This window comes from Candidatus Rokuibacteriota bacterium (assembly GCA_016188005.1).
Classification (GTDB): domain Bacteria; phylum Methylomirabilota; class Methylomirabilia; order Rokubacteriales; family CSP1-6; genus UBA12499.
The window spans coordinates 25,266-50,836 of the sequence record JACPIQ010000016.1 but is presented as its reverse complement, the minus strand read 5'-3'; the positions used below and the strand labels follow the sequence as shown (position 1 = coordinate 50,836).

28 protein-coding genes are annotated in these 25,571 nt (G+C 68.5%); 23 read left to right on the top strand and 5 right to left on the bottom strand.

Annotated elements, in window-relative coordinates:
• Positions 1–86: 86 nt before the first annotated feature.
• From HYV93_04780 to HYV93_04760, 5 genes are all read right to left on the bottom strand, one after another.
• Positions 87–545: a hypothetical protein gene (locus HYV93_04780; protein MBI2525278.1), complete on the bottom strand. Its 459-nt coding sequence runs from the start codon at positions 543–545 to the stop codon at positions 87–89.
• Positions 496–1,146 (bottom strand): DUF433 domain-containing protein, encoded by a 651-nt coding sequence (locus HYV93_04775; GenBank protein ID MBI2525277.1) that lies wholly within the window; start codon positions 1,144–1,146, stop codon positions 496–498. Before HYV93_04775 ends, HYV93_04780 begins: the two co-directional genes overlap by 50 nt.
• A gap of 287 nt (positions 1,147–1,433) precedes the next feature.
• Complete coding sequence (locus HYV93_04770; protein ID MBI2525276.1) at positions 1,434–2,594, bottom strand: site-specific integrase; 1,161 nt, start codon at positions 2,592–2,594, stop codon at positions 1,434–1,436.
• Positions 2,591–2,809 carry a helix-turn-helix transcriptional regulator gene (locus HYV93_04765; protein ID MBI2525275.1) on the bottom strand — a complete coding sequence of 73 codons (219 nt, stop codon included), beginning with the start codon at positions 2,807–2,809 and terminating at the stop codon, positions 2,591–2,593. Before HYV93_04765 ends, HYV93_04770 begins: the two co-directional genes overlap by 4 nt.
• Before the next feature lie 313 nt (positions 2,810–3,122).
• Positions 3,123–3,353: a helix-turn-helix domain-containing protein gene (locus HYV93_04760; GenBank protein ID MBI2525274.1), complete on the bottom strand. Its 231-nt coding sequence runs from the start codon at positions 3,351–3,353 to the stop codon at positions 3,123–3,125.
• A 532-nt stretch (positions 3,354–3,885) separates the two neighbouring features.
• Here HYV93_04760 and HYV93_04755 point away from each other — a divergent pair.
• The 23 genes from HYV93_04755 (at position 3,886) to HYV93_04645 (ending at position 24,788) form a co-directional block, all read left to right on the top strand.
• Complete coding sequence (locus HYV93_04755; protein MBI2525273.1) at positions 3,886–4,251, top strand: hypothetical protein; 366 nt, start codon at positions 3,886–3,888, stop codon at positions 4,249–4,251.
• 94 nt (positions 4,252–4,345) lie between these two features.
• Positions 4,346–4,627, top strand: a complete 282-nt coding sequence (locus tag HYV93_04750; GenBank protein ID MBI2525272.1) for a hypothetical protein — start codon at positions 4,346–4,348, stop codon at positions 4,625–4,627.
• 14 nt (positions 4,628–4,641) lie between these two features.
• Complete coding sequence (locus HYV93_04745; GenBank protein ID MBI2525271.1) at positions 4,642–4,851, top strand: hypothetical protein; 210 nt, start codon at positions 4,642–4,644, stop codon at positions 4,849–4,851.
• A gap of 1 nt (position 4,852) precedes the next feature.
• Positions 4,853–5,038 carry a hypothetical protein gene (locus HYV93_04740; GenBank protein MBI2525270.1) on the top strand — a complete coding sequence of 62 codons (186 nt, stop codon included), beginning with the start codon at positions 4,853–4,855 and terminating at the stop codon, positions 5,036–5,038.
• Complete coding sequence (locus HYV93_04735) at positions 5,035–5,256, top strand: hypothetical protein (GenBank protein MBI2525269.1); 222 nt, start codon at positions 5,035–5,037, stop codon at positions 5,254–5,256. Before HYV93_04740 ends, HYV93_04735 begins: the two co-directional genes overlap by 4 nt.
• Positions 5,253–6,509: a hypothetical protein gene (locus HYV93_04730; GenBank protein MBI2525268.1), complete on the top strand. Its 1,257-nt coding sequence runs from the start codon at positions 5,253–5,255 to the stop codon at positions 6,507–6,509. The genes HYV93_04735 and HYV93_04730 overlap by 4 nt, the downstream gene beginning before the upstream one ends.
• A gap of 11 nt (positions 6,510–6,520) precedes the next feature.
• Complete coding sequence (locus HYV93_04725) at positions 6,521–7,918, top strand: hypothetical protein (protein ID MBI2525267.1); 1,398 nt, start codon at positions 6,521–6,523, stop codon at positions 7,916–7,918.
• Complete coding sequence (locus HYV93_04720) at positions 7,915–8,193, top strand: hypothetical protein (protein ID MBI2525266.1); 279 nt, start codon at positions 7,915–7,917, stop codon at positions 8,191–8,193. Before HYV93_04725 ends, HYV93_04720 begins: the two co-directional genes overlap by 4 nt.
• Before the next feature lie 149 nt (positions 8,194–8,342).
• Positions 8,343–8,753, top strand: a complete 411-nt coding sequence (locus HYV93_04715) for a thermonuclease family protein (GenBank protein ID MBI2525265.1) — start codon at positions 8,343–8,345, stop codon at positions 8,751–8,753.
• A gap of 35 nt (positions 8,754–8,788) precedes the next feature.
• Positions 8,789–11,335, top strand: a complete 2,547-nt coding sequence (locus tag HYV93_04710; GenBank protein ID MBI2525264.1) for a DUF3854 domain-containing protein — start codon at positions 8,789–8,791, stop codon at positions 11,333–11,335.
• A 138-nt stretch (positions 11,336–11,473) separates the two neighbouring features.
• Entirely contained in the window at positions 11,474–11,929 is a 456-nt protein-coding gene (locus HYV93_04705; protein ID MBI2525263.1) for a hypothetical protein, read from the top strand.
• Positions 11,930–12,031: 102 nt separating this feature from the next.
• On the top strand, positions 12,032–12,901 hold the full coding sequence (locus tag HYV93_04700; protein ID MBI2525262.1) for a hypothetical protein: 870 nt from the start codon (positions 12,032–12,034) through the stop codon (positions 12,899–12,901).
• 37 nt (positions 12,902–12,938) lie between these two features.
• Positions 12,939–14,231, top strand: a complete 1,293-nt coding sequence (locus HYV93_04695; GenBank protein MBI2525261.1) for an extracellular solute-binding protein — start codon at positions 12,939–12,941, stop codon at positions 14,229–14,231.
• Positions 14,232–14,280: 49 nt separating this feature from the next.
• Complete coding sequence (locus HYV93_04690) at positions 14,281–15,168, top strand: sugar ABC transporter permease (GenBank protein MBI2525260.1); 888 nt, start codon at positions 14,281–14,283, stop codon at positions 15,166–15,168.
• A gap of 13 nt (positions 15,169–15,181) precedes the next feature.
• Positions 15,182–16,138: a carbohydrate ABC transporter permease gene (locus tag HYV93_04685; protein ID MBI2525259.1), complete on the top strand. Its 957-nt coding sequence runs from the start codon at positions 15,182–15,184 to the stop codon at positions 16,136–16,138.
• Positions 16,139–16,214: 76 nt separating this feature from the next.
• Positions 16,215–17,519 (top strand): amidohydrolase, encoded by a 1,305-nt coding sequence (locus tag HYV93_04680; GenBank protein MBI2525258.1) that lies wholly within the window; start codon positions 16,215–16,217, stop codon positions 17,517–17,519.
• Positions 17,516–18,187 carry a cupin domain-containing protein gene (locus HYV93_04675; GenBank protein MBI2525257.1) on the top strand — a complete coding sequence of 224 codons (672 nt, stop codon included), beginning with the start codon at positions 17,516–17,518 and terminating at the stop codon, positions 18,185–18,187. The genes HYV93_04680 and HYV93_04675 overlap by 4 nt, the downstream gene beginning before the upstream one ends.
• 44 nt (positions 18,188–18,231) lie before the next feature.
• Entirely contained in the window at positions 18,232–19,497 is a 1,266-nt protein-coding gene (locus tag HYV93_04670) for a 4Fe-4S binding protein (GenBank protein ID MBI2525256.1), read from the top strand.
• Entirely contained in the window at positions 19,494–20,864 is a 1,371-nt protein-coding gene (locus HYV93_04665) for an amidohydrolase family protein (GenBank protein ID MBI2525255.1), read from the top strand. Before HYV93_04670 ends, HYV93_04665 begins: the two co-directional genes overlap by 4 nt.
• A 22-nt stretch (positions 20,865–20,886) precedes the next feature.
• Positions 20,887–21,726, top strand: a complete 840-nt coding sequence (locus HYV93_04660; GenBank protein MBI2525254.1) for a carbon-nitrogen family hydrolase — start codon at positions 20,887–20,889, stop codon at positions 21,724–21,726.
• Entirely contained in the window at positions 21,723–22,769 is a 1,047-nt protein-coding gene (locus HYV93_04655; GenBank protein MBI2525253.1) for a hypothetical protein, read from the top strand. The genes HYV93_04660 and HYV93_04655 overlap by 4 nt, the downstream gene beginning before the upstream one ends.
• Before the next feature lie 16 nt (positions 22,770–22,785).
• On the top strand, positions 22,786–23,424 hold the full coding sequence (locus HYV93_04650; protein ID MBI2525252.1) for a cysteine hydrolase: 639 nt from the start codon (positions 22,786–22,788) through the stop codon (positions 23,422–23,424).
• A gap of 23 nt (positions 23,425–23,447) precedes the next feature.
• Complete coding sequence (locus HYV93_04645; GenBank protein MBI2525251.1) at positions 23,448–24,788, top strand: aminotransferase class III-fold pyridoxal phosphate-dependent enzyme; 1,341 nt, start codon at positions 23,448–23,450, stop codon at positions 24,786–24,788.
• Positions 24,789–25,571: the final 783 nt, after the last annotated feature.

Here is a 25,571-nt window from a genome sequence, read left to right as displayed (position 1 = left end):
CCTGAGTGCCGGTTTTAGTGCCGGTTGCGCCCTCGGGATTGCTCTTCGCTCGCCGGCGGGCGCGCATGCGCGCACGGGAGAGGCCATCAGGCTCGTCGGGGCCCTCGGGGCTTGAAGAGCATCTGGACTCTGCCGGAGCGGGCGATCCTTGCAATGAATGGCGGCTCGTGTCGGATGGAAAACCTGGCGATGTGGGGCAAGGCGGCCACCACGGTCGCCGCCATCTCGGGACCAGTCAGATCGCCACGGGTCAGGACGAACGCACGGACGCCACCGGCGATGAGAGCCGCCTGTTCAGTGAGGCGGTACCGGATCTTCGCGTCCTTGGTGATTACCGCCCATCCCCGCCGCCCGACTTCAGGAAGCCACTCCTCGTCTCGAGCGTCCTGAGGGAAGTGGTCATCGTGGACGTGGACCTCGATACCCTGCATCCGGAGGGCGTCGGGGATGGCGTGTCGGCCGAGGGACCGATCGATGAAGAGAGGTGGCGGCTGGCTAGGCGGCTTCGAGCGGGAGCTCGCAGCGGAGGGCTTCCTGGATCTCAAGGGGACCTCGGTCGTAGTCCCGGGCGAGGTCGTCGACCGATTCCCCCGCCTTGAAGCGCTCCGCGATCACTGCCGTTGCGATTCCCGTCCCCGTCAACACCGGGCGTCCAAAGGAGACGAACGGATCGATCACGATGGCCCTCGGCTCTTCCGGCTCGCGCTTCCTGATGAAGGGAAAGAGGCGAATGGGCAGCCCCTTCAGATCCCAATCGATGCGGCGGAGGTAAGCCCTCACCAGCTCGCGCATCGCCAGCTGCCCGTCCTGCGTCAAGTTGATGAGCAGGCCCGCCTTGTCGATGAAGAGATCCAGGCCGTCTGTCTCGAACCGGTATTCGGCGAGCGGATGCCTGGAGGTGTAATGCCGTTCGAGGAACGCCACCGCCGAGCGCACCTTGCGAAGGGGGATCTCGTGCCGGCGACGGATGGCCTCGAGGATGTGAGCCTCCACCAGATTGACGAAGGACAGCACCGGCCACTCTGGCTGGGGTAGGTGGATGACGGGTCTGAAGAACTCCCGGCCCCTGGCGGTCGGGTAGAACCGTCCGAGAACCCACGACCTCAGGGTCGCCGCGGGCATGCGAAGATACCTTGCCGCGTCCATGACCCCGTAGGCGGGGATCTCCCTGGGATCCCGGCCCGTCTCGATCGTTGGATGCCTCCGAGCCTTGATGATGGCATTCCCCCCGGCTGGAGTTTACCTCAGGAGGCTCTCGAACGGTCCAAGGGCCGATGGTGTGCCACCGTCATGCGCCCATCCAGGCCACCTGGCCTTGAGCCACCTCACCCGAACCGAGCAGCCCAGAACGTCGCCTCGGCATCGCAGGGGGCCCCAGCGGGGTGCCGGCCGCGCCCCATCGTCTCTCGGGCCCCCGTCGCGCATCACCGTCATCAGGACGCAGTCCCGGTCTTGCTGCCCGTGGCGCCCTGGCGTGCGGCGTTCGCCAGCCGCTCCACCGCCGCCCGCATGTGGTCGGGGCTCAGGTGCGCGTAGCGCTGGACCATCACCTGGGTCTTCCAGCCCCCCGCCCGCTGGACCGTGTAGAGGTCCACGCCGGCCATCGCCAGCCGCGAGGCGAAGGTGTGCCGGGTGTCGTGGAAGCGGAAGTCGGGGATCTTCGCGGCCTCAAGGGCGGGGCGCCAGTCGCGCTCGAAGTTGTGGAGGAATTTCCCCTCGGGGGAGCAGAACACCCAGGGGCTCAGGATCTTCTGCTCGCGCTTGACGGAGAGCAGGGCCTCCCGTGCCACGCTGTTCACGGTGACCCACCGGCCATCGCCGGCCTTGTCCTGCTTGACGTGGATCGCGCCGGTCGAGAAGTCCACGTCCTCCCACTTGAGCGCCCGCAGCTCGCCCCGCCGCATCCCCGTGTGGAGGGCCAGCGTCACGAAGGGCCGGAGCCGCTCGGGGAGGGCCTCCAGGAGGCGCCGCTCCTCCCCCTGGCTCAGGCACCGGCTCCGGGCGTTATTCTCCCGATACAGCTTGACGGCCTTCACGGGGTTATAGGTCAGCCGCCCCTGACGGATGGCGCGGTTGAAGACGGCCTTGAGGAACTTCAGGTAACTGTTCACCGTGGCGACGGTGCGGGGGCCCGTCTCCTGGGCTTGGGCGCGGCGGCGGCGCGAGCGGCGGGCCCCCGCCTTGCGCGGCCTGGGCTTGCGGGGCTCCTGCAGGAAGGCCGCCTTGAAGTCCTCGATCTCCTTCGAGGTGATGTCGGAGGCGAGGCGGCCCCTGAACAGCGCTGTGAACCGCTCCTCCTTGGGCCTGTCGCTGGCATGAGAGCGCTTGTTGCGCCGGCTATGCTCCATGTAGTCGGCCAGGATCTGCTCGAACAGGGCCGGCCGCTCGCGGTGAACGAGCTTGGGGCAGCACTGGCGCCCCGCCTTGCGGGCGTCCCGCACCTCGGCGCGCTTGGCCTTGTGCTCCTCCCCGGCGGCCGTCTTCGACTCCCCGCTCGGCTGCCGGTGGTCGTGGCCCAGGGAGCAGGACCACCGGATCCACCACTGCCCGTCCCGCTCGAACACGCCCCTGACCTTCCGTCCCCGCTTGGTCATCGCGCCCTCCGCTTCCCCCGCCGTCGCGCGGCCGGGAAGAAGTCCCGCACCGTGATCTCCAACGCCTTGGCCAGCTTCTCCAGCATGCGAACCGTGGGGGAGAGGTGGTGGTTCTCGATCCTGACGACAGTGACGTGGCCGACGCCCGCCCGTTGGGCCAGCTCGCGGACCGAGTACCCCCGGCGCTCCCGCCAGTGGCGGAGAAGGAGGCTCATGCCCTTACTGATATCGTATGAGACACCGCCCTGTCAAGGGGGATGCGCACGCAGGGCCCGAGGGGGAACGGCGCCGGGCGCGATGGAGCAGCCCCGCGCGGATCCGCGGGTCACGGAGACGGGGCCGAGCGGCGGGTCCCCGGATGCCGGCGCCGCCGGCGCTCAGGGCCAGTGAAGGGGACAGGGCGTTGCCCGGGGTCACCCGCCTCCGTCACATCGCGCACCCGCCTGGCCCCCAGGCGCTCCGACGAGGTCGGCCTGCATCGCCGACCGGGCCCCGGGGGCCGTGCGCCTGCCGTGATGGGGCTCCGCCTCACTGCGGCGTCTCCCGCACCCCCCGGCACCGCTCGGCAAGGAAGCGCTCGAGGTCTGCCTCGCGCACGCGACAGGCGCGCCCGAGCCTGACGACGGGGATCTCCCGCCGCGCGGCGAGCTTGCGCCAGAAGGCCTGGGAGGTTCCCGTCTGAGCCGCGATCACCTTGAGGGTCAACAATCGGTCCACTGGCGTCGCCTCCTTGTGAGGATTGCCGCTCCTGAATCGCATTGACGCTCCTGAAGCGCAAGGAGCGTGCCCGACAGCGCTGCGCTCTCCCAGGGCCTGGAAGTGCACGATGTTCTTTGCGACGCCCGACCAGATCTCCTCCGGGGCCCCGGTCACATCGAGGGAGGGGTTGTCGATTAGTTGTCGATTCCGCGAAGCCGCTTGTCGATTCGCCGAGACGCGGAACTCCGCGACAACGCAGGCGAAGTGTGTCGTGGCAGGCTCGCGGGTCTCTCTCACGCGTCGGGGAATACCCCTCGAATCGACACGCGAGACCGCTGGAGCGGGCCCGTAATCGACAAGACAGCGCCGCAATCGACAAGTAATCGACAACTAATCGACAAGGGGCCCGGCGCGCGCCGAACGGACACGAGCGTGGGATAGACTCCGGCGCGGGACGAGCCGCTGGATCGCGCAGCGCTCGCAGGCACTTCGCTCGCAGCTGCGACGCCCTTCCTCCACGTGGCATCCCTCCTGCTCTTCTCCCCTCCCGTCGGCGCCGCAGTTGAAACGATCCCGTGCCGAGGAGGGCGTCATGAAGATCATCCACGGCTCGCTGAGCGCGCTGCTCACCGAGGTGAAAGAGCAGGGGAAGCTCGACGGGGTGCGCGTCGCGGCGATGATCCAGCGCAACCCCGAGGGTTCTGGCATCCCTCGCTACGGCTGCTGGGTCGTCGTGACGGCCGATGGGGGCTGGGGGCAGTGGGCGGAGTGGCGGCTCCTCGTGGGCCAGCAGCGCGGCGAGGTGACGGAGCAGGGCGTTCGCGTGCCGGCCAAGCTGGCGGCCCTCACCGAGGAGAAGCTCGCCGAGGTGCGGGGCCGGATCGAGACGGCGGGGCTGGCCATGCGGGACGGGATCCTCGCCGCCGACAGCGAGTGGCTCGAGGGGACGCTCGACTGATGCGGCCCGCCCGAGAAGTCTCCCACGCCCTCAGCCACCCCGCAGCCGACGCGCCCCGTGGATCCCGCCGGGCTCACGCGGCCGATCTGACGCCATGACCCCGGCACCGATCCGCTCGCGGAAGGTGCGGAAGATCCTCGCGCTCGAGGCGCGCGCTCGCCGCCTCCTGACGCGCTACGAGCGGGCGCGCGATCGGGCGACGCGGGCGAAGACCGAGGTACACCGACTGCTCGACCGGGCCCAGGGCATCGAGTGGACGCTCACGGGCGGCCAGCTCGCCGAGCTTCACCGCGGCCGGGCCGAGCCGGGGCCGCGGCCCAGGGCTGGTGACGCCGCGGCCACGCCCCCCAGCAGTCCCACCACCACATCGCAGTGAGAGGAGAGACCCCCATGGACGAGTGCCGATCGGACAAGGTGCGGAAGATTCTCCAGCTCGAGGGGCGCGCCGCCGGCTACCGCTCGACGTACGAGAGCGGCATGGCGGAGATCGCCGGGGCCAGGCACAGGGCGGAGCAGTACAAGCACGAGGCGGCGGCGCTCAAGGTGAAGCTGACCCCCCAGGAGCTGCACCAGCTCCGGCGGGCGCGGAGCGGCGTCTGACATGACGACCCGCATCGAATGCGACTTCCGGCATGGCCTGTGCGATCCCACGATCATGCGCACGCCCACCGGCCCCGTGCTCGCCCTGGTCCACGGCCAGGAGAGCATTAACGTGGCGATGTCCGAGCACAGCCTGCGGGCCCTCTGGCTCGCGGTGGCCGTCGTGGTTCACGGAGAAGGCGAGTGAGCCGCCCCGAGCCGCCCTGCGCGCCCCCGCCGAGCGGCGCCCAGAACGGCACCAACGGCCTCAATGGCTGGGGCCGGCTCCTGGGGCTGGTGGGGGTGCCGGGGGCGATCTCGCTGTATCTCGTGCTGTGGCTCACCCAGGCGCTCGGCGCCAAGCTCGACCGCATCATCCAGCTCCTCGAGCAGATCGCCCGCGCGCTCAAGGTGGCAGGGCCGTGACGAGCCTGCGCCCTCGCGGCCGGGAGATGATCCTCATCCCGCTCACGCGCGATGGCCGGCCGGCGCAGCCGCGAGGGCTGGACGCCCTCGAGGGGCGCCTCCCGGCGGCCAGCGACTGCTTCCTCTTCTGCCACGGCTGGCTTTGTGACGAGGCCGAGGCCCGGGCTGACGCCGAGCGGTTCTTCGCCCATCTGGACGGCGCACTCCGCCCGCTGGGGGATCGGGTCGCCGCGCTGCGCGTCGCTGTCCACTGGCCCTCGAAGTCCTTCGCCGAGCCCGAGGCGGGAGCCCGCAACCCGGCAGAGGCGCTTCGACCCGAGCTGCTGAGGGGCCTCGGAGACCTCGCGCGCAGCCAGCCCGGGCTGCTCGGCAGGCTCGTGGCAGGGCTCATCGAAACCGAGGTGCCGCTCGGCCCCGAGGAGGAGCTGGAGCTGGACGCCCTCTTGCGCCGCATCCGCGACGGCGCGCGGGCCGTGGGCGCCTGGCGCGACGGGGCCGCGCCCGACGGCGCGACCCGGGGCGACAGCGGCCGTGGCGGCGCCCTCCTCTCGCCGCTTCACGCGCTGTCGTTCTGGCTCATGAAGCGCCGCGCGGGGCAGGTGGGGGAGCGCCTCGGCCGGGAGCTTGTGGCGCCGCTCTTCGCGGCCCTCGGCGACAAGGCGCCCCGGCTTCACCTGATCGGGCATTCCTTCGGCGCGAAGCTCCTGGCCTCGGCGGTGATGGGCGGGCTCGGCCCCCAGAGCCTGGTCCTGCTGCTGGCCGCCTTCTCCGCCTTCGCCTTCGCCGACGAGGTCCCGGGCACGCACCGACCGGGCCATTACCGCCCGGTGCTCGCCGGGCGGCGCCTCACCGGCCCCCTCGTCGCCCTGCGCTCGGTCCACGATCGCGCGCTTCACAGCCTCTACCCCGCGGTGACAGGCGGCGACCAGATCGATCGCGTCGCGGCGCCCCCTGGCTGGCTCGGCCGGGCGCGCGAGGCGGTGGTCCGGAGCGCCATGGGCGCCGTGGGCGCGCGGGGGGTGGGGGCGCCCGACCTCGACCTGGTGGACGTGCAGCGCAGCGGCCTGCCCCGATGTCCCGCGATCAACGTGGACGGCTCCCGCATCGTGACGCGGACGGAGTGGCTGATCGGGGCCCATCGCGACATCTACCACGCCGAGATCGCGACGCTCGTGCTGCTGGCGGCGGGCCTGCTTGAGGGGAGCCCCGCCGGCGCGAGGCCGCGGCGGCTCTCACCCTTCCGCACCTCGTAGGAGGAGACCCCATGGCCGACCCGGTCCCCGGCAAGCGCCCGTTCCTCTTCCACCCCCGCGGAGGGCGCAACTCCCGCGGCAAGCCCGGCCCCCGGCCGGGCCTCCCGCCGCACGACAAGTCCTCCGACGCCGGCCGGCCCACCGCCGAGTGGCTGATCCTGGCCTACATGGCGGCGGACAACGATCTCGAGGGCGAACTCCTCGCCGACCTCGCCGAGATGGAACGGGTGGGGTCCACGCCCGGCGCGGTCGAGGTCCTCGCGCAGGTGGACCGCTCCCCCGGCCACGACGCTTCCAAGGGGAACTGGCATGGCACGCGGCGCTACTACGTGACGCGGGGAGAGGATCCGCGGCGGATCCACTCCCGGCTCCTGGCCGATCTCGGCCCGACCAACACCGGCGACGCGCGAGTGCTGGAGGGCTTCATCGGCTTCGGCGTCGAGCGCTACCCGGCCGAGAGGACCGCGCTGATCCTCATGAACCACGGCTCCGGCTTCTACGTGCCGCCGGAGATGCTGTCGCGGGGCACCGACAGGCGGGAGCGCGGCGGCCCGTCTCCGGCCACCGAGCCTCGGCGGCGCCGGCGGAAGCGCCCGCTCTTCCACACCACCCGCGAGCAGCTCCAGCAGCAGCCGCCGATCAGCCGCGGCATTGCCTACGACGACACCTCCGGCGATTGCCTCGACAACCAGGAGCTCAAGCGCCTGCTGGCCCGGGCCCACCGCCTCCTCGGGCGCAAGGTGGAGGTGGTCGGCATGGACGCCTGCCTCATGACCATGATCGAGGTCGCCTACCAACTCCGGGACCACGCCCAGGTCCTGGTGGGCTCCGAGGAGCTCGAGCCCGGCCCCGGCTGGCCCCACTCGGCCATTCTTGGCGACCTCACGAAGAACCCGACGATGACGCCCGCCGAGCTCGGCGCCACCATCGTCCAGCGCTACGTCGAGTCCTACCGGCACGGCGCCGAGGAGGCGACACAGTCCGCCGTCGATCTCGGCCGGCTCGACGATCTGGTGGAGGCGGTGGATGGCCTCGCGCGGGCGCTGCTCCGCGACGTGCGTCGCGCGCATGTCGCCACGGCGCTACATCTGGCCTGGCGCCGCGCGCTTCACTTCTTCGAGCACGCGTATGTGGACCTCCACCACTTCGCCGTGGAGCTTGGCCGGGCCACCGACGCGCGCATCATCCGTCAGGCCTGCGGCGCCGTGCGCCGTGCCATCGAGGGCCAGGGCGCAGAGAGCCCCCTCATCGCCGAGGCCTATGCCGGCCCGCGGATGGCCCCGGCGCGGGGGCTGTCCATCTACTTCCCGGCCTACCGGAACCCGTCCGTGCAGTACCAGGCGCTCGACTTCGCCCGGCGCACCCGCTGGGCGGAGTTCCTCGAGGCCTATCTGGGAGAAGGGAGATGACGACCATGCCGACCGTCGCGGCCCTGTGGCTGACTTCACCGCGCACCTCACCGCCGACGCGCACATTGCTGCCGGAGCGGCCTTCGGCGGCGCTGGCCTCGCCGGCCGCAGCGGAGACCTGGCATGCGGCCATTCTCGGCTTCAAGCGGGGCCTGATCGCGGGCGCGCTGCGCCAGAGCGGCGGCAACCGCACGCGGGCGGCGCGGACACTCGGGCTCCAGCGGACCTATCTGCTCCGCCTGATGCGCGACTTCGGGATCACGGGCCCGCGGTGAGCTTGCCGCCCTGGCCGCGGGCTCTCGCTCCACGTCCCGGCATACCGCGACTCCTCCGCCCACTACCAAGAGCTGGACTTCGCCCGGCGGACGGCGTGGGCGGAGTTTCTCGGCGCGCATCCCGGCGCGGAACGGAACCACGAGCCTCGATGAGGGGCCGCGTGGTCTGGGTCGTGGACGGGGATACGATCCACGTGCAAGTCGGCCAGCGGCTCGAGAAGGTGCGCTACATCGGCGTCAACGCCCCGGAGATCCCGCATCCTCAAGCCCGCGGCTGGCGCGAGGGAGGCGCCCGGGCCCGCGAGGTCAATCAGCGGCTCGTGGCCGGGCGGGACGTGCGCCTGGAGCTTGATACGGTCCGCCGTGATGGATATGGGCGCCTCCTCGCCTACGTGTGGGTCGAGCAGGCGAAGAAGCGTGTGATCGCGAACGCGGAGATGGTCCGCCTGGGCTACGCCCAGGTCATGACGATCCCGCCGAACGTGAAGTACCAGCGGCGCTTCCTGAATCTCCAGCGCGAGGCCCGGGAGGCGCGGCGCGGGCTCTGGGGCCGAGGATGACGGTCGGCCGAGCGTTTCGAGATGAGGCCGAGCAAGTGGGCCCGCCCGTGGCCGCGGGTTCGACCCCGCGCGACACGCCGGGCTCGCTGGACGGGCTGGCCCCGCCCGCCACGCCGGGCGCGGGCGACGGGCTGGACCCGCGTGAGGTGCCGGGGCCGAGCATGACGTCTGGCCTCGCGCGAGGAGATGCGCCCGGGAGTCTGCCCGGACCCGACGCCGGGGATCCGACCCCGCACGGCGCGCCGGAGCCCGCGCAGCCAGCCGCGCGAGCCACGAGCGCGCTGTCTCTCCACACGGAGGCCCTCGATGATCTGCGCCGATCAGGACTCTCCGATGCCACGATCATCGAGGCCGGCCTCCACACGCCGCCGCCCGGCGATCTCGCGCGACTGCTCGGCCCCCGGCTCGCCGAGAAGGTCCGGCACGTCCTCGTCTTTCCCTACGAGGGGGCCTCGCTGGGATGCGGCGCCCCGCGCGCGAGCGCCGCCTCTCGCCCGAGCGCTGCGCCGGAGGGCGGCGCCGCCTCACACGGCAACAGCAGCTCCCTCGACAGCGGCGGCTCCGGCGGTGGGCCCCGACGCCGCGATAACGCCTTCCTCCGCTGCAAGCTCTTCCCTCCTGTCCCCGACGGCCAGGGCCACACGATGCGCTACTACCAGCGCGCGGGGACGCCGCCCAGGCTCTACATCCCGGCGCGCGCCCACGCGGCCCTTGCCGATCCGACCGTCCCGCTTCTGATCACGGAGGGCGAGAAGAAGGCGCTCAAGGCGAATCAGGACGGCCTCGCCTGCATGGCGGTCGGCGGACTCTGGAACTGGCAGCACGGCGGCCGGCCGATCGCGGACCTCGACCGCATCGACTGGTGCGAGCGCGAGACGGGGATCGTCCCGGACTCGGATGTCTGGACGCGCCCGGATCTCCTGCAGCCGGTCTTCGCCCTCGGCAAGGAGATCGAGGGGCGCGGTGCCAGGGTCAGCGTGCTGAAGCTCCCGTCCGGCCCGGACGGCGCCAAGGTCGGCCTCGACGACTACCTCTGCGCGCAGCCGCTCGATGCCTTCACCGCCCTCCCCCGGCTCGTGCTGAAGCACGCGGCCTTCAGCCGGACGAGCGCATGGTGGCGCGGCTGGGTGAAGCGAAAGGAGGAACCCGACGAGGCCGGCGCCGAAGGGACCGCGCTCGACCTCCTCGAGCGGGTCGATGCGGTTCGCGTGCTCCATCCCGCGCAGGACGTCGCCGACGGCGTGCTCTGGTACGGGCTCCCAGTCGACAAGGCCCTCGTCGTCATCGCGTCCACGCGCCAGGCATACCGCGCGGACCAGTTGCCCACGGGACTCGGGCTCCGCCACGCCGAGCCCGGGCCCTCCACCGTGAGCCGCGAGGCGGCCGTCCGCTGGCTCACCACCGGCGAGTCGGGCTCGATCGCCCGCGCGCTCGATGCCCTCGCGGACTTCTTCCCCCGCTACGTCGTCCTCCGGGACCGGCGCACGGCGCTCTGGATCGCCGCGTGGACGCTCGCCACGTGGTGCTACCGGGCCTTCCGCGTCTTCCCGTACCTCTCGATCCGGTCAGCGGAGAAGCGGTGCGGCAAGAGCCGGCTCCTCGGGCTCCTGGCCCGCGTCTGCTTCAACGCCTCACCGGTCACCGCCCACCCGACGGAAGCGCAGCTCTACCGCTCGGCCGCCCGGACCGGGGGCGCCCAGCTCCTCGACGAGGTGGAGACGCTCCGGGGCGACAAGGACCGCTTCGACGCGCTGATCAGCGTGCTCAACGTCGGCTTCGAGCGGGGCGGGGTGGTGACGCGGCTCGAGAAGCGGGGCGAGCGCTTCGTGGAGGAGCCCTACGAGGTCTATGCCCCGCGGGTCCTGGCCGGCATCATGGGCCTCAAGGACACGCTCGAGGACCGGGCCTTGCCCCTCTTCATGCTGCGCCGGCGCCGCTCGGAGCCCGTCGCGCGGCTCGGTCGTTCCACGGACACCGACGCCCAGAGCCTCCGCGACCAGTGCGCCCTCGCCTGCCTCACGCACATCCAGAACGTCCTCACCGCCTACGACGGCGCCCCGACCCTCCTGGAGCAGGAGGGGATCGACGACCGCGCCGTCGACCTCTGGTCGCCGCTCGTCGCCATCACCCTGGTCGCCGACGCCGAGGACGACGGCAGCCGCACCCGGCAACTCCTCGACCTGGCTCGCGACCTGGGGACCGTGAGGGACGCCGACGCCGAGGCGGGGACCACGGCCCGGCTGCTGGAGGCGCTGGAGGCGCTCCGGGCGAAGATCGGCGAGACGCCCACCCCCGCCGAGCTACTCGAGGCCCTCCGGGCCCGTTCCGGGTGGGAGTGGCTGAAGAGCACCCGCCGGCTGGCCGGCCTCCTGAACCCCCTTGGGATCGTGCGCCAGCAGGTGCGCGCCGGCGACCGGCGCCGCTGGTGCTATGCCCTCCAGGCCGAGCAGCTCGCCGACCTCCGGGCCCGGTCCGGCGGGTCGGCCGACGCCGCCGAGGAGCCCGACGGCACCACCTCATCCACCTTTTCCGGCTCCAATCCGGTGACAACCGGTGCAAGCGGTGACAACCCGCATGAATAGCGGCGTGTCACCACTTCGTGCATCGAGCCGGGACGCTCAGTGCAGAAGCGGTGACAACCCGCATGAATACTGGCGTGTCACCGCTTGCACCGGTTGTCACCGGTTTCTGCACGAAAAGGCAGGAAGCGGGCCCCTCCGATGGCCGACCTGAAGCCCCAGATCGAGCGGCTGCTGGGGACCCTGTCCAGGGCCGGACGCCCCGCCGGGCAGGCTCCGACCCAGGTGGAGGCGCCGCCACCGGTGCTCCGCGCCGGCGACCCGGGCTTCGCCGCGGCCGTGGCCCGCCTGGTCGGTATGCCCCTTGATCAGTACGCGCGCGACGGCGCGCCGCTCGAGGTCCGGGTGCCCTGGCATGGCGAGACGGTCTGGTTTGTGCCCGATGACCGGCAGGCTGAGGCGCTGGTACGAGACGACGTGAGCCGCGGGCGAATCTGGACGGCCGAGGAGCTACTGCATGTAATGCCCGTGGCGAACCGCGGCATGGTCCCGACCATCTCGATCGCCAAGCTGACCATGGACGGCCACCTCGTGGAGGTCTCGGCCCGCGATCGCGGAGACCCTGACGGGCGCGGCCGTCGGCAAAGGCTACCGTGACTTGCTGGCCGGGCGGCGTTGGTCGGTGTCGGAATCTGAGCCGCTGCCGCCGCCCGTAGACACCGACCGCGCCTCCTCGGCCCGAAGGTGGACCTGGTCGGCATGGACGCCTGTCTCATGACCATGATCGAGGTGGCCTACCAGCTCCGCGACCACGCCCAGATCCTCATGGGCTCGGAGGAGATCGAGCCCGGCGCCGGCTGGCCCGACGCGGCGATCCTCGGCGACCTCGCCGCGAAGCCCACCGTGGGCCCCGAGGAGCTGGGCGCACCATCGTCCGCCGCTACATCGAGTCCTACGAGGGCACCGGCCTGGATGCCACCCAGTCCGCCATCGATCTCGACCAGATCGACGACTTGGTGGAGGCGATGGATGTGCCCTCGCGCTGGCGCTGCTCGCGGGCCTCCGCAGGGCTGGCATGGTCGCTGCCCTCCGCTTGGCCTGGCACCGCACGCTGCGCTTCTTCGACGACGCCTACGTGGATCTTCACCACTTCGCCACGGAGCTGGCGCGCTCGACCGATCGCCGGAGAATCCGTCACGGGTGCGAGGACCTGCGACGGGCCATAGAGGGCAGAGCCGCGCGGAGCCCGCTGTTCGCCGAGGCGCACACCGGATCGCGGGTAGACCCCGCGCGCGGGCTCTCCATCCACCTCCCGGCATTCCGAAACCCGGCCTTCCACTACCGCGAGATCGACTTCGCCCGGCGCACCCGCTGGGCCGACGTCATGGACGCCTACCTTGGGCGGGGGATATGACGATTCGGTTTGTTGAGCGTGCAAGAGGCACCAGCGCCGTTGACGGCCCCTCGGCCGCGCGGCGCCGGGCCGAGCGGGGCCCCACGTGGGGGACCCCGGCTGCCAGCTTGGACTCGGCGGCGCCGCGACCGGCAGGCGGACCCTGCCTGTTTTTTTTCCGATTGACAAGTGAAAAGCCTTCAATATATTTTCCCCTTGACGCTTCTTCACTATAATGAAGACGCTACAGAAACCGGGCAGGAGGGACTGGCGATGAGCAATGCACGTCGAGCGATGGTACTTGCGGGTCTTCTGTTTGTAGGACTGCTGGGGATGTTTCTTGCCGTGGGCGTGGGGACGTCGCAGGGTGCGCCTAGCGCGTTCGACGTGAGAGTCGCTCAGGCAAAGCCAGTGACCCTCAAGCTCTGGGTGTCAGGTCCGTACCACCAGCGGGTCTTGCCGGGAGTGGTGCAGCGCTTCGAGGAGGCGAATCCCGGGATCAAGGTCGAGGCGCTCACACTCGACTGGACGGTGTACCAGCAGAAGATCCTGACGGCGTTTGCCGGGGGTGCCGGACCTGACGTCCTCAGCTTCTATAGTGTGGACGTCGCGGCCTGGGCCGTTCACGGAATCCTCGCTCCTCTCGACCAACACATCAACCGCGCCGACTTTGCCGAGAACGCGCTCGACAGCGGTGTCTGGGACAACCGCGTGTATGCGATCCCCTGGGCAATGCGCCCGCGCCCGTTCTTCTACCGAAAGGACTTCCTGAAGGAGGCGGGATACGACCGCGCGCCGCGGACATGGGACGACTTGCGCCAGTACGCGCAGAAGCTGGTCAAGCGGGACGCATCGGGCAACATCGAACGGGTCGGCTTCTGGATTCCAACGAGTCATCCGTACAAGACGGTGCAGATGTGGCTCGCCTTCCTCTGGTCCAATGGGGGCGACGTTTTCGATGCCGCCGGGAAGAAGGCGACCTTCAACAGTCAAGAGGGCGTCGCCTCCGTCGAGTTCCTCGCCGACTTCTTGAACAGGTACAAAGTGGACAAGCCGGGCAGCATCAAGAACGACCCTGTTGACTTCATGCAAGGCAAGGTCGCGATGCTCGTTTCGAATAACGCGACGCGCGGGGTTATGCGCGACGCGCCCCAGCTGCGGGACAGCATCGGGATCGCGGTGCCGCCGATCAACAAAGTCCCCGCGATGGAATTGTCGGGCGAGATGTTCGGGATCTCGAAGGGGACCAAGTACCCGGTCGAGGCGCTGAAACTCCTGAGGTTCATGACCATGAACACGGACATCGTGGTCCAGTTCCTCGCCGGAGAGGACACGCTGCCCGCGCTGAAGGCGGCCATGACGTCGGACTACGTCCGGACGAATCCGTGGGTGTCGCAGTTCCTCGAAGTCGCGAAGGTCGGGCGCCCACTGCCGAAGCATCCGAAGTGGGCGGAAATCTCTCGCATCCTGACCTCCGCGCTCGATGAGGTCTACCTCAAAGGACGGTCTGCGAAGGACGCCCTCGACGCGGCGGCGCAGAAGGTCAACAATCTGCTCGCCCAGTAAGCGCGCATAGCGACCGTACCTGACCGTGCGGGTGGAAGGACCATCGCGGATGAGTCTTGCGCGAGAACTGCGACGGAAGCCCGAGGCGCTGGCGGGACTCGCCTTTGTGCTGCCGATGGTGGCGCTGTTCCTCGTGGTGCGCGTGGTGCCGGCCCTCGGGGCCCTCTACCTCAGCTTCACTGAATACTCGATCACGGACGCGCCGCGGTGGGTCGGGTTGGCGAACTACCTGAGGCTCCTCGACGACGACATCTTCCGCCGCGCGGTCTGGAACACAGTCCTCTACACGGTGGGCACCGTATTCCCGGCCACCGTGCTGGCGCTGGTGTTCGCGATGATGCTCGACCAGAAGATCAAGGGGCTGGCGGTTTTCCGCACGGCCTACTACATCCCCGCCGTCGCATCGATGGTTACGGTCTCGATGATCTGGCTCTACATCTTCAACGCGCAGTTCGGCGTGCTGAACTACGCCCTGAGCCTCCTCAGCATTCCACGCCAGGGCTGGCTCGATGATCCCGCGCTTGCGCTGCCCAGCATCATCCTCATTGGGATCTGGAAGAACCTGGGCTATAACATCGTCATCTACCTGGCGGGTCTCCAGGGGATCCCCGCTCATCTCTACGAAGCCGCCCGTGTCGACGGCGCGAATGCATGGCGGCGGTTCTGGAGCGTCACGTGGCCCCTTCTGCTGCCGACCACGTTGCTGATCTGGCTGATGACCGGGATCTTTGCCCTGCAGGTGTTCGACCAGATCTTCGTGCTGACGGCGGGCGGCCCTGCCGATGCGACGACATCCGTGGTGTTCGAGATCTACCGGAACGGGTTTCAGTACTTCAAGATGGGCTACGCGTCGGCCATGGCGTTCGTGCTCTTCGCGATCATCCTCACCGCCTCGCTTCTGAGCCTCCGCCTGTCGGCGCGGGCGTTTCGGTACTAGCGGGGAGATGCGCATGACTGGCGTGACGGGCCCGGGACGGCCCGACATTCTCGTGCTGGCGGACGGGCACGGGCAGCATTCGCGCTGCGTCGCGCTCAGGCCCCTCGTGCTCAAGCGTATTGGCCGGCTCCTGCTCTACGTCGTACTCATGGGCGGGGCGGTCGTGATGGTGAGCCCGTTCATGTGGATGCTCTCGACATCGGTCACGCCCGCCGCCGAGGTGTTCGCCTGGCCTCCGCGGCTGATCCCCAGCGCCCTGCGCGTTGACAACTACCGGGAGGCGCTGGTCAAGCTCGACTTCTCGCGGTACTTCATTAATAGCCTTATCGTGGCAGGCGTCTCGACACTGAGCGTCTTGATCCTGGACTCACTTGCCGGGTATGCCTTCGCGCGGCTGCGCTTCCCGGGACGCGGCGTGCTGTTCTCCTTCATTCTCGGGACGGTGATGATCCCCGTGCAGGTGACGATGATCCCGCTGTTTATCATGTTCCGCGCGGTTCCGCTGGCGGGCGGGAACGACCTCTTGGGCACCGGTGGGACGGGTCTGATCGACACGTATAGTGCCCTGATCTTTCCGGGGATGGCGACGACATTGGGAGTGTACATCATGCGTGAATTCTTCAGCATGCTGCCCCCGGATCTGCTGGACGCGGCGCGGATCGATGGATGTTCGGAGTTCCAGGCCTTCTGTCGCGTCTATCTCCCGCTGGCCAAGCCAGCGCTCGCGACGGTGGGCATGTTCACGTTTACGGAGTCGTGGAATGCATTTCTGTGGCCGCTGATCCTGACGACCAAACCTGAGATGCGGACACTCCAGCTGGGTCTGAGCAGTTACAAAGACCAGTACTTTGCAGACTGGCATCTGCTGATGGCGGCTGCCGTCATCACCTCGCTGCCGATCTTCCTCATCTTCCTTGTCGGTCAGCGTCAGTTCATCAAAGGGGTGGCGCTGTCCGGGCTCAAGGCATGAGGGGGTCGGTGGCGTGGCGATGAGCGGTGGGAGCAAGGGGCACAGGATGTGGCGGGTGCTGAGGGGCGGAACGGTCATGACGATGAACGCCTCGGGCGACATCTTCGATCCGGGTGCCCTGCTCATGGAGGGTTCTCGCATCGCCTACGTGGGGCCTCAGGAGGGAGCCCCGGAGATCATCGACGCGGAGATCCGCGACGTCCGCGATCACGTCGTCATGCCCGGGCTCGTCAATGTTCATACGCACGCCTGCATGAACCTGTTCCGGGGGTTGGCCGACGATGCCCCGCGCGGAACGTGGCTATCGGATTACATCTGGCCCCTCGACGCACGGGTGACGCCAGACGATTTGAAAACCGCTGCGCTGGCGGCGTGCTACGAGATGCTGCGCAACGGCGTTACGTGCGTGGCCGACCGCTACGCGCACATGGACGCGATCGTGGATGCCTTCGTGGAAAGTGGTATCCGCGCGGTCGTGACGACGTCGTTGCTTGATGTAGGGCGGAGACCGGAGCTCGACAAGGCGGAGGCGCTTATCAGCCGCTGGGGGGTGACCGGCGAGAACCGCATCAGCGCGGGGTTCGGTCCCCACGCAACCGACACGTGCTCGACCGAGCTTCTCCGGACGATCCGGCGCTTGGCCGACGATACGGGTGCCAAGATGTTCATCCACGTGGCGCAGTCGCAGGAGGAAGTGGATGCCGTCAGGGCTCGCGGAGCCATGGGCGCGGTCTCCTACCTGTATGACATTGGCTTCCTCGGCCCGGACGTGATCGCCGCCCACTGCCTCTACGTGACGACGGAGGAAGTCTCCTTGCTCGCCGGGACTGGAACGCACGTCGCGCATTGTCCTGTCAGCAACGCGAAGATCGAGGCGCGGATCGCGCCGGTTGACGAGATGGTCCGCGCGGGTGTCTCCATGGCGCTTGGCACGGATTGCGCGCCATCGAATAACGGCATGGACCTCTTCCAAGAGATGCGGTGCGCCGCCCTGTTGGGCAAGGTGCAGAGCGCCGATCCGATGTTCCTGCCAGCCGAGGAAGTCGTCCGATTGGCGACGAGCAAGGCAGCGCAGGTGCTCGGGCTTGAACAGCGAATTGGCAGCCTGGAGGTGGGGAAGCGCGCCGACGTCATCACGATCAGGACACGCAGTCTCCACGTACAGCCCTGGAACAACCCCTACGGCAACCTAGTGTATTGCTGCACCGGGCAGGACGTTGACGATGTGTTCGTCGATGGTGAGGCGATCGTGAGCGGCGGCACCGTGGAGGGGGTCCGGATCGACGACCTAATCGCGCGGATGAGGAGGATCACCGGGGAACGCGGACTGCGGGACGTGACACGACGGGCGATGACGGGGGAAGGGCCTCAGGCTCGATGAGCAACGAGGGGCAGGAATCTTCAGCGACGGGAAAGGGGGTTGAGGACGTCGAGGGGCGGAAGGCCCCAGGCGCCGGGCGCCTGCCTGATCCCGGGGGAGCGACGGCAGTCCTCGCGAAGTTCGCCGCGAAGCTCCAGGAGCTTCGCGCGGCGCGAGGGTTTTCCCTGGAGGGGCTAGCCGAGAAGGCGAGTCTCTCGGCAGGGCTCCTGAGCCAGCTCGAGCGTGGTGTCGGCAACCCTTCGTTCCTCACGATTGCAAAAATCGCCTATGCCCTCGACGTGCCGATCGGGACGTTCTTCGAAGGGCCACGGACGGAGGGGGTTGTGGTGCGGCGCCACGAGCGCAAGCGGCTCATTCCCAGGGACGCGGCGGCGGTCGAGGGACCGATCTACGAGTTGCTGACACCCGATGTTTACCGGAAGCTGGAAGTCGTGTACGTGGAACTGCCCCCCCACATGTCGTCAAACAAGGAACAGCCGTTTTCGCACGAGGGCGAGGAATGCGGCGTGCTGCTGTCCGGGAGGCTTGAGGTGCATCTCGGGGACGAAACCTACGTCCTCGAAACCGGCGACAGCATCTCCTACCAGAGCGTCATTCCGCACTGGTACAACAACCCGGGGGACGAGCCCGCGACCTCCATCTGGGTCATCACCCCGCCGTCCTTCTGATGGTGAGGCCGGATCGGGCGAGACGCCTTCCAAGGAGTTGGTAGATGAGCCTGGCGGTCGACTTCTGCGGGATTCACTTCGACAACCCCTTTTTCGTCGCGTCGCAGGTGTCGGTGTCCCGGGTCGACCCGCAGGGCATGGCCGACCTCTTGCGACGTCATGTGGACGCGGGAGCCGGGGCAGTCTGCACCCCCTGTATCCTGTCCTTACCCGGCTCCGACGGATCCCGGATGCAGCCTGCCCGCCGGATGATCGCGGCGCGTGGCCGGCCACCCTTCCACCAGATCGGCCTCTTCGGGCTCGCGCTGAACGTGAAGAACCTCTGCAATCGGGACTTTGGACTCGAGCTGCTGTACCGCCTCCGAGGAATCGGTGTGCCCATCATCGCCAACGTGATGGGGGGGTCCGCCGACCCGGCGACGTGGGCGTCGATCGCGCGGGAGATGGTGGCCGAGGGCGCGAACATGCTCGAGCTCGACACGTCGTGCCCGCTCAGCGCCGGCGAGTTCGATGGAGACGGCGAGTTTCCCCGTGCTCCAGGGTTCCTCGTAGGTCAGGTTCCGTCGCTGCTGCGGGAGATCACCCGCGCGGTCAAGAAGGCCGTGGATGTGCCGGTTATGGTGAAGATGACACCCGAGATCGGTTACCCCCAGTTGATTCATGTGGCCCAGGGCATCAGGGACGCAGGGGCCGACGCCATTTCGGCCATTAACGCGCCGGTCTCGATCGCCCCACCCGACCTGCGGACGCGGGGGCGGTCGGCCTATCCCTTTACCAAGCGGTTCAACTTCTCCGCGGCCTTTGGCCCGTGGGATCGCTTTCTCATGTACAAGTTTGTCGCCGCCATCTCGTTGCACGTCCGGATTCCCGTGTCAGCGGTGGGGGGGATCCTGGACCCGGAGCATGCCGTTGAGGCGATGTTGTTGGGGGCCCGGACGGTGCAGTTCTCCTCGGGGATCCTCTGGCGCGGCGTGAAGCTGATCCGCCACTCGAAGAGCTTCCTTCAGCGGTACTTGGAAGAGCAGGAGTTCGGCTCGGTCGAGGAGCTCGTTGGCGCGAGCCATCGGTATATCGGGGAGGTGGAGTACGACGATTTCGCACGCGCGTACCCCCTGCTCGAGGAGAACAAGTGCACGCTGTGCGGGATCTGTGCCGAGACGACATGCATGGCGTTGTCGATCACGGGACAGCGATTGGTCCTCGACAAAGCGCTGTGCACGGGATGCAACCTCTGCGTGGTGAACTGCCCCACCGATGCGTGGCAGTTGGCGCGAGCAGCCGACGAGGCACCGGTCGGCTCGGCCACATGAGCATGGCGGATTGCGTCATCCGTAACGCGCAGATGGTCACGCCGGGGGGCGTCGTGTCCGGTGGTGTCGCGGTTGCCGGTGGTCGTATCACGGCTGTCGGCGGCGACACGAGCCTGCCGAGGGCGCGCCGGACGATTGACGCGAAGCGGCAGTGGCTTCTGCCCGGCATGATCGATCCGCACGTCCACTTGGGCCTCGTACTGCCGTTCGAGCGGGACTGCGAGACGGAGACGAGAGCGGCCGTCGCAGGAGGGGTCACGACCCTGCTTAGCTTCGTGATCGAGGCGGGCGCGGCGATGCCCGTACTGAAGCGATGCGCCGCCGAAGTCGAAGCCAGTGCCCTGGTGAACGTCGGCTTTCACGTCGCAGTCATGAACCGAGACCACGTGCTGGAACTGCCCGCGCTCGTGGCCGCCGGCGTGCGGACGTTCAAGGTTTTCATGGCGTACCGAGGAGAGGACGGCAAGCGCCTCGGTATTACCTCGGCCAACGACGCCGTCCTGTTTGAGACGCTTGAGGCTGCGCGGGCGCTGGACGGGCTCGTGCTTGTCCATGCCGAGAACGGAGATCTCGCCGAACTTCTGCTCCACCGCGCGAGGGGGCGTCGGGACCTGCAAGGCTGGGCGGATGCGCGTCCGGACTTCATCGAGGCGGAAAGTATCCAGCGGGTCGCATTCCTCGCCGGCGTTGTTGGGGCGCCGGTCCACGTCCTGCACATCAGTTCGGCGCTGGGCGTCCGAACGCTCGCAGCGGCTCGCGCGCGAGGTGTCAGGATCAGTGGGGAGACCTGTCCGCACTACCTGCTCCTGAGTTCGGATGGGGCTTCCCAGTCCCACCCTTTGCTTGCCAAGATCACGCCGGCGATCAAGGGCGTCCATGACCAGGCAGCACTCTGGGCGGCGCTGGGTGATGGAACGATCGAGAGTCTGGGCAGTGACCACTGTTCCAACCACCTCTCGGGGAAGCTTGGGGACGACATCTGGAGCACTCGGCCCGGGTTTCCCGGTCTTGAGACGATGCTTCCGCTCTTGATCACGGAGGGCGTCCTGGCTGGCCGCCTCCGTCTCGAGCAACTCGTGGCGCTTCTCAGCACGAACACGGCGCGGCTCTACGGCCTTTACCCGCGGAAGGGGACGATCGCGGTCGGGGCCGACGCCGACTTGGTCCTCGTCGACCCGGAGGAGGAGCGCGAGATCGACCCCCGGGGCTTCGTCGGGACGTCGGACTTCACGCCGTTCGCCGGTCGCCGGGTTCGGGGCTGGCCTCGCCTGACGATGGTCCGTGGCGAGGTAGTAATGGAGGGCGGGCAGGTTGTCGGCACGAGCGGGAGCGGGACGTTCGTGAGAATGGACCGCCACGGGTGGTGACTTGCGCGAACGGAGGTGGAGCGTGACGAAGGTTTTCACGGTGGCCGTGGTGCAGTTCCAGCCGACTCCCGGCGAGAAGGAGGGGAACCTGGATCTCGCCCTTGCCTGGCTCGCCGAGGCACCGCCAGCTCCGGCGCTCGTCGTGCTTCCCGAGGTGTTCACGGCCGCCGGCGCCTACGCGCGCTACCCGGAAATCGCCGAGCCGATTCCTGGTCCGACCGTCGATCGCCTCGCGGAGGCCGCCGCAGCGCGTAGCATCGTCCTGTGCTGTGGCAGCCTCGTCGAGCGCGACGGCGCGGCGCTCTTCAATACCACGGTGTTGATTGGGCCGACCGGAACCCTTCTCGGCAAGTACCGGAAGGTCCACTTATTCAACAGCTACGGCTCCCGCGAGCGGGGGGTGTTTCAGGAGGGACGGAGCCTGACGGTGGTCGATACCCCGCTGGGTCGCATCGGACTGGCGATTTGCTACGACCTCCGCTTCCCCGAGGCATGCCGGGCTCTGACCGCGGCCGGCGCAGAAGTCCTCGCTGTCCCCTCTGCTTGGCCATACCCGCGTCTCGAGCACTGGCAGATTCTCACCCGGGCACGCGCCGTCGAGAACCAAGTGTACCTGGCCGCTGCAAACTTCGCGGGAACCGTCAACGGCCGCCGCTATCTCGGCAACTCCGTGGTTGTTGACCCCTGGGGCGCTGTGATTGCCAACGCCGGCGAGGACCCAGGGATCGCTGTTGCTCGGGTCGACCTGGCGCGTGTCCGGAGACTCCGGCAGGAATTCCCCGTCATGGAGGACATCCGTCCCGCTGCGTACCACGTGCTGACAGGCGCTCTAAGCCTGGAACCATCGAGCGTGGCAACGTGACGCTGGTGAGCCCCGCGGCGTTGCGTTTCCCTGAGTGTCCGGCCTGTCCGGCCCTGGCCACGTACGCGTGGCTGGCTGCTCGCTATTTCGCCGACTTCGTGGATCTTCTGCACGCGCTCGACCGGCAGGAGGCCGATCCTTGGGACGTGGCCCGTCGCATTCGTCTCGAATCGGCGCACACGCGGGGCTTACTGATGGCGGCCGCGGCTCCCGACCAAGACCTCGACACGTTTCATCGGCTCTACTGGGCGCGGTTCCCGAACGTCCGGAGGGTGGAGCGCCGTCCGGGCCTCATGGTGGTGGAAGCGACCGGCTGCGCGTTCTATGACGGCCTCATCGATATCGGCGTATCCGGCGATCGCCTCAGACGGTTGAGCGAGTTGACATGCATCGCGGACCAGCAGACGGTCACCGGCTTCAACTCGCAGGTGAGGGTCGTCCAGCCAACCAACCTGATGCACGGCGACCGCACCTGCCGGTGGGTCCATGTCGAGAGTGGCGATGTGGCCATCACCGCCGGCCAGGCCGACCAGCGGGGGCCCGGGCCGATCCCGCCGGTGAGCCCGAAGTTGCCCCATCCTCAATGCGACGACTGCTTCCCCCTCTTCAAGCGGCTGAGAGCCCGACACTTCCTCGACTTCGTGTTGGCGGCTGAACGCTGGGAGGCATTACGGGGGTGTTCGGTGGCGGAGATCGCGGCGGTTGTCCGGGGCGACAACTTCAGGGATGAAGGCGCGCTCTTGGCGCGACGCGCCAGCGGAAACTCCCTGTCCGACTTGGCCCACGCATTCTGGTTGCGCCTGCCCTATGTTCGCTTGATCGAACAGAGGCAGAAACGTTGGATGTTCCGCGCCACCCGCTACCCATTCTTGGAGACTTTCCTCGAGATGAAGCTGGCACCGGCACGCCTTCGGGAGTTCGATGAGCTCTTCGGCCTGATGGAGGTGGGGATCGGCAGGGGTTTCAATCCGGCGATCCGCGTCGTGCGGACGAAGAGCCTGTTTACCGGCGACGACACCATGGAGTGGGCCGTTGAAGCGTGAGGCGGCTGAAGTGTCCGTGAAGCCCACCGTGAGACACGTGAAGTACGATCCTCGACACAGCGCATTGCTCGTGATCGACCTCCAGAACGATTTCGTGAGCCCGGCGGGTGGGCTGGCCCGGCTTGGTGTTGACCTGGCCCCGCTGCGCGAGATGCTCCGGCGGGCAGTCCGGTTGGTCGCCGACGCGCGTCAGGAGGGCGTGAAGATCATCTACGTTCGGCATGTGAACAGCGACGACGCGTCGTCCCCGCCGATCCTGGAAAAGCGAGGTGAACAGGGTCGGGACCGCGTGCCGGTCGTCTGGAAGGGAAGCTGGGGTGCGGCGCTGGCCCCTGAGCTGGATGCCCGCGCCGAGGACATAGTCCTCGAGAAGACACGGTTCGACGGCTTTCTCAACACGGATCTGGACTGTCGGCTCCGCGCGCTGGGAATCCAGACGGTCGTTCTCAGCGGGATGTCGACCAACGTCTGCGTGGACTCAACCGCGCGCGCGGCATTCATGCGGGACTACTTCGTGCTCATCCCGGAGGATTGCGTAGCCGCGAGTATTCGCCATCTTCACGCGTCGGCGCTCGAAACGCTTGCGCGGTACTTCGCGACGGTGACCCGGGCCGACGCGCTGGTGAGCGAGTGGCGCGCGTTCCGCTCGCCATGAACGATCGCGAGGGGACGTCCTCGATGTGTACACCGTCCGCGGACACCGGGGCCGCCACGGCGGCCTACACGTTCGCCACCTGGAGCAAGCAGCGGGACTGGACACCACTACACGTGGTACAGGCCGAGGGGTGCCACTTCGTCGACGCGGCGGGTCGGCGGTACCTCGACTTCTCGTCACAGCTCGTGTGCAGCAACCTCGGCCACGGGAATGCCGCCATTGCCGAGGCGATCGCCGAGCAGGCGCGCCGGGGCGCGTACCTCAGCCCCGCGTTTGCCATGGAGGTTCGTGCCGAGGCCGGGCGGCGCGTCGCGGCAGTGATGCCCGGCAGGCTGGACCGGTTCTTCTTCTCCACGTCCGGGACGGAGGCGAATGAGGCTGCGTTCAAGATTGCGCGCGCGGTTACGGGGCGCTCGAAGATCATCTCCCGCTACCACTCCTATCACGGATCAACGGCAGGCTCGATTGCCGCGACGGGAGACCATCGCCGGTGGGGCGCGGATCCTTCAGGCATCGCGGCGGGGGTGCGGTTCGCCCCGGATGCGTACTGTTACCGGTGTCCGTTCGGCTGGCACTACCCGGCGTGCGATCTCGCGTGCGCGAAGTACGTGGAGTACATGATCGAGCACGAGGGGGATATCGCGGCGGTCGTGGTGGAGCCGGTCGTTGGGACCAACGGTGTGCTGGTTCCACCCGAGGGGTACCTCGCGAGGCTGCGAGAGATCTGCACCCGCCGCGGGGTTCTCCTGATCGCGGACGAGGTGATGACGGGCTGGGGGCGCACGGGCGAGTGGTTCGCGGTCAACCACTGGGGCGTGGTTCCCGACATCCTTACCACCGCCAAGGGGGTGACGGGCGCGTACGTACCTCTCGGCGTAACGGCCGTGTCGCGCGACGTCGCGGCGTACTTCGATGACCACGCGCTCCCTCACGGGCACACATACGAGGGCCACCCGGTTGCGCTCGCCGCGGCGATCGCCGCGATCCGCGAGTATCAGACTCAGAACCTGATTGGCCGGGCGCGACAGCTTGGGCTTTACCTCGGCGAGCAGCTCCGCACGCTTGAGCGGGCGCATCCGTCCATCGGTGACGTCCGAGGGATCGGACTGTTTTGGGCGATTGAACTGACCAAGGACCGGTCGCAGCGGCAGCCATTCAACACGCGGGCAGACAAGGCTTCCGGTAGACCCATAGTCGTTAACGCGGTCGTTGCTGAGGCGATGCGGCAGGGTGTCTACGTAATGGGGTGGATCAACCACCTCGTTGTCGCGCCTCCGTTGATCATCGCTGAGGAAGCGATCGCAGAGGGTGTGCGGGGATTGGACCGGGCGCTTGATGTGGCAGACGCCCTGGTCGATGTCTGAACCACACCACCTGCTTTCCATGCCCCTGACCCGCTTCGCCCAGGAAGGCCGCCCACTGGAGATTCGGGTCCCGTGGGGGCCGGTGACCGTGTTGTTCGTGCCCGGCGAAGCAGAAGGTCAGGGCGCTTTCCAGATCACATTCCGTGAGGCGCTCCAGAACTCAAGAGCAGTGGCGCCGCTCGGAGCAACGCCAAGCCCGGCGCGCTCCTTCTCGTCCCTGTCCCTTACGAGAAGAGGGGATCCTCGATGGCGGCCCCCAAGCGGAGGCGACCGTCACACCGGAGACCCACGAGCCCGTGCATCAGGTGGACCCATGTCCGTAGATCCCGGGCAGTCTCTTGATGCGTCGGGGCCTTCGTCGTGCATGTTCCGCCGCACGCCTCGGCCCCGGTCTCGCGCGTGGCGAGCTGCGCGCGCGGTTGATCTTTCGGTTTCAGGCGCGGCCTTCGGCGTGCAGGGTGGAGCAGCACGCCTCGGCCGCGGTCACGCGCGAGGCAAGGTGCGCGTGAGGTGATGCTGACGGTCTCCGCCGCGGCCGTCGCCGTGCACGCTCTCCGGTAGCTTCCAGCGCGCTCGCTCCCGCGCACGGCTCGGCCGCGGTCAACGCCGCGGAGCCGCTGTCACCACGCGCGCGCCGACGGGCCAGCGAGCCCGCGTCGAGACAACCGTTCCGCCCGTCCCCAGCATGTCTCAGCGTACCGCCCCTTCCGCCCCCGTCAACCCCTCCGGGCTTCGCCCTCCGGGGTCCTCCACTTCGTTCCGGCCCTGCGGGTGACCGGGGGC

Bases quoted from the DNA above. Each gene is read 5' to 3' on its own strand.
- HYV93_04770 (MBI2525276.1), bottom strand. From the start codon at position 2,594: ATGACCAAGCGGGGACGGAAGGTCAGGGGCGTGTTCGAGCGGGACGGG.
- HYV93_04675 (MBI2525257.1), top strand. From the start codon at position 17,516: ATGAGCAACGAGGGGCAGGAATCTTCAGCGACGGGAAAGGGGGTTGAG.
- HYV93_04720 (MBI2525266.1), top strand. From the start codon at position 7,915: ATGACGACCATGCCGACCGTCGCGGCCCTGTGGCTGACTTCACCGCGC.
- HYV93_04715 (MBI2525265.1), top strand. From the start codon at position 8,343: ATGAGGGGCCGCGTGGTCTGGGTCGTGGACGGGGATACGATCCACGTG.
- HYV93_04760 (MBI2525274.1), bottom strand. From the start codon at position 3,353: ATGCGATTCAGGAGCGGCAATCCTCACAAGGAGGCGACGCCAGTGGAC.
- HYV93_04665 (MBI2525255.1), top strand. From the start codon at position 19,494: ATGAGCATGGCGGATTGCGTCATCCGTAACGCGCAGATGGTCACGCCG.
- HYV93_04775 (MBI2525277.1), bottom strand. From the start codon at position 1,146: ATGGACGCGGCAAGGTATCTTCGCATGCCCGCGGCGACCCTGAGGTCG.
- HYV93_04755 (MBI2525273.1), top strand. From the start codon at position 3,886: ATGAAGATCATCCACGGCTCGCTGAGCGCGCTGCTCACCGAGGTGAAA.
- HYV93_04705 (MBI2525263.1), top strand. From the start codon at position 11,474: ATGGCCGACCTGAAGCCCCAGATCGAGCGGCTGCTGGGGACCCTGTCC.
- HYV93_04750 (MBI2525272.1), top strand. From the start codon at position 4,346: ATGACCCCGGCACCGATCCGCTCGCGGAAGGTGCGGAAGATCCTCGCG.
- HYV93_04685 (MBI2525259.1), top strand. From the start codon at position 15,182: ATGACTGGCGTGACGGGCCCGGGACGGCCCGACATTCTCGTGCTGGCG.
- HYV93_04670 (MBI2525256.1), top strand. From the start codon at position 18,232: ATGAGCCTGGCGGTCGACTTCTGCGGGATTCACTTCGACAACCCCTTT.
- HYV93_04695 (MBI2525261.1), top strand. From the start codon at position 12,939: ATGAGCAATGCACGTCGAGCGATGGTACTTGCGGGTCTTCTGTTTGTA.
- HYV93_04690 (MBI2525260.1), top strand. From the start codon at position 14,281: ATGAGTCTTGCGCGAGAACTGCGACGGAAGCCCGAGGCGCTGGCGGGA.
- HYV93_04680 (MBI2525258.1), top strand. From the start codon at position 16,215: ATGACGATGAACGCCTCGGGCGACATCTTCGATCCGGGTGCCCTGCTC.
- HYV93_04645 (MBI2525251.1), top strand. From the start codon at position 23,448: ATGTGTACACCGTCCGCGGACACCGGGGCCGCCACGGCGGCCTACACG.
- HYV93_04700 (MBI2525262.1), top strand. From the start codon at position 12,032: ATGGACGCCTGTCTCATGACCATGATCGAGGTGGCCTACCAGCTCCGC.
- HYV93_04725 (MBI2525267.1), top strand. From the start codon at position 6,521: ATGGCCGACCCGGTCCCCGGCAAGCGCCCGTTCCTCTTCCACCCCCGC.
- HYV93_04765 (MBI2525275.1), bottom strand. From the start codon at position 2,809: ATGAGCCTCCTTCTCCGCCACTGGCGGGAGCGCCGGGGGTACTCGGTC.
- HYV93_04740 (MBI2525270.1), top strand. From the start codon at position 4,853: ATGACGACCCGCATCGAATGCGACTTCCGGCATGGCCTGTGCGATCCC.
- HYV93_04745 (MBI2525271.1), top strand. From the start codon at position 4,642: ATGGACGAGTGCCGATCGGACAAGGTGCGGAAGATTCTCCAGCTCGAG.